This is a genomic window from Mesorhizobium sp. IMUNJ 23033 (assembly GCF_044778005.1).
Classification (GTDB): Bacteria; Pseudomonadota; Alphaproteobacteria; order Rhizobiales; family Rhizobiaceae; genus Mesorhizobium; species Mesorhizobium amorphae_A.
The window spans coordinates 1-2309 of record NZ_JBJACT010000080.1 but is presented as its reverse complement, the minus strand read 5'-3'; the positions used below and the strand labels follow the sequence as shown (position 1 = coordinate 2309).

Annotated in this window: 4 protein-coding genes; 3 read left to right on the top strand and 1 reads right to left on the bottom strand. The window is 55.2% G+C overall.

What is annotated here, in order from left to right; all coding sequences use genetic code 11:
- Positions 1 to 66: 66 nt before the first annotated feature.
- Together ACFX5Q_RS34725 and ACFX5Q_RS34720 are read left to right on the top strand one after the other, a co-directional pair.
- A complete protein-coding gene (locus ACFX5Q_RS34725) occupies positions 67 to 1026 on the top strand; it encodes an IS1595 family transposase (RefSeq protein ID WP_404285058.1) in 960 nt (319 codons plus the stop codon).
- A gap of 42 nt (positions 1027 to 1068) precedes the next feature.
- A complete protein-coding gene (locus ACFX5Q_RS34720) occupies positions 1069 to 1455 on the top strand; it encodes a hypothetical protein (protein ID WP_404285056.1) in 387 nt (128 codons plus the stop codon).
- Here the strand turns inward: ACFX5Q_RS34720 and ACFX5Q_RS34715 are convergent.
- Positions 1452 to 1598: a hypothetical protein gene (locus ACFX5Q_RS34715; RefSeq protein WP_404285054.1), complete on the bottom strand. Its 147-nt coding sequence runs from the start codon at positions 1596 to 1598 to the stop codon at positions 1452 to 1454. The genes ACFX5Q_RS34720 and ACFX5Q_RS34715 overlap by 4 nt on opposite strands.
- On the opposite strand from ACFX5Q_RS34715, the gene ACFX5Q_RS34710 reads away from it, so the two are divergent.
- Complete coding sequence (locus tag ACFX5Q_RS34710; protein WP_404285053.1) at positions 1597 to 2205, top strand: hypothetical protein; 609 nt, start codon at positions 1597 to 1599, stop codon at positions 2203 to 2205. The genes ACFX5Q_RS34715 and ACFX5Q_RS34710 overlap by 2 nt on opposite strands.
- The last annotated feature ends 104 nt before the right edge of the window (positions 2206 to 2309 follow it).

The window sequence follows — 2309 nt, the reverse complement described above, 5'->3', positions numbered from 1 at the left end:
TATTCCTAATTATATACTTGACGTACCAGACGCAATTTGCGATAACAAACCCAAGGAGTTACCGCAATGTTCGATCTGACCGCCGAGATTTACCACGACGCCGACAAGGCCCGCGAACATTTGGAAGCCATCCATTGGCCCCATGGTCCGTTCTGCCCTCATTGCGGCAATGCCAACCCGGAGCGCATTACGAAGCTGGCGGGCAAGTCCACGCGCCCCGGCGTCTATAAGTGCAACGAATGCCGCCTGCCGTTCTCTGTCACGGTCGGCACCGTATTCGAGCGTTCCAAGATCGGCCTGCACAAGTGGGTGCTGGCTTCGCATCTCTACGCGTCCTCCAAGAAGGGCATGAGCGCGCACCAGCTGCACCGTATGCTTGGCGTGACCTACAAGACCGCTTGGTTCATGGCGCACCGCATTCGCGAAGCCATGAAGGAAGACGTTAAGTCGAGCGGGCCGCTTGGCGGCGAAGGCAAGATCGTAGAAGCTGACGAAACCTATTTCGGTCCGAAGGACACAATCAAGAAGCGCACCATTCGCGGTAAGCCTGCCAACTCGTCCAAGCGCTCTATCGTCGCGCTGGTCGAGCGTGGCGGCTCTGTTCGTTCCTTCCATGTCGAGCGCGCTACGAAGGCGTCCGTCCGCGACGTGCTGGTCCGCAATGCCGACCGCAAATCGACGCTCATGACCGATGAGTCCAATTTCTATCCGATCACCGGCCTTGAATTCGCGGACCATGCAACCGTCAAGCACACTGGCGGCGAATACGTTCGCTACGAAGCCGACCGCATCGTCCACACCAACACGATTGAGAACGTGTTTTCAGTCTTTAAGCGCGGCATGGTCGGCGTCTATCAGCATTGCGGCGAAGCTCATTTGCATCGCTACCTTGCCGAGTTCGATTTCCGCTACAATCGCCGCGCGGCTCTCAAAGTCTCGGATGCAGAACGCGCCGCCGACTTGCTTCGCATGGCCCGCGACAAGCGCCTTACTTATCGGCGGGTTGGTGAAACCAGTTACGCTTAAGCAAAAAGCGCGTAAGCTCCTTCGCATGCGAAGGGGGAAACCATGCAAAAAGTGACGAAGCTTGTAGACATCGGCGCGCATGAGCACGGCGTGTCGCTAATGACCACTTTGGAAACCAGCGCTGGCAATATCGTTTTAGAATTTGAACCGGCGATGCTGGAACAAATGATAGCCGATCTAATCGCGGCACTTTCTCGGCCTGAATATCGCAAAACTCAAAATGCGATGGGCGTGGTTTCAGCGGCTGAACCAAGACGTAGCCGGGTAGCGCCAGACCAGTCTGGCAAGGCGGTCCTTCTATCGTTCCAGATGGAAAGCGGTCTTGAGCACCACTTTGCTCTTCCCACTCAAGAGGCCAGCCAGATCGCACACAAAATGCAACGCGCGGCGACGGCTCAAAAAGCCGCCAAGCGCGATCGCCCGCACTAGTGTTTCTTGTCATTTTTCTTGGGCTGCGGAACCGGCTTCGCAGTAGGCTTCGCCGATTCGTGCGGCTTCGGCGGCGTCTTCAATAGGCGGCGCAACACCTCGTCGCCCTTTTCCTGGTCTTTGTCTTTGGGGGTTTCTGACATGGCTCGAAAGCAATCCATCAACGTGTTCGGCAAGGCGGAACACAACGTTACAATTTATCTGCTGGTAGGCCAATTGATCGTCCATTGGGCGAACAATGAAAGCTTGTTCATGCGCATCCTGCATGGGCTTGTCGGCACCACTATGAAGGACGCCACCACGCTATTCCATTCGCATAAGAACACTATGGGAAGGCTGGATCTGATCCTTGCCTTGGGCAACGGAAAGATAACAGACCCCGCGCTCAAAGCCGAACTTACGTCCTTGGTGTCCCAGTTCAAGGGCCTATCACGCACTCGAAACTTTTTCGCGCATGCGATGTTCAACTATGACGATGAACTACGCATTACAGATGCCAGTGGCGTCGTCTTCGACAACAAGAACCAGATTTTCACCCACGACCAACGTCCTTTCACTCCTGCGACCATTAATGAAATCAACGATGCCAGCACGAAAGCCGTGGCGCTAAACCGGGCGCTCTGGAAATTCGTTATGAAGCTGGACGACCATTTTGGGCGAGAACTCGGAACGCAGCCGCCACTGCCAACTCTATTGCAGGACGAACTGCGTGCGCCGCAATCTCCCCCGACAACTCCGCAAAAGGAGTGACAGCCGCCAACGCTGCGTCGATCATTTCTTCGGTAATTTCGGTGCCGGCCTGTCGAGAATCTGATGACATTTTCGGTCCTAGTACGTCAAGTATATAATTAGGA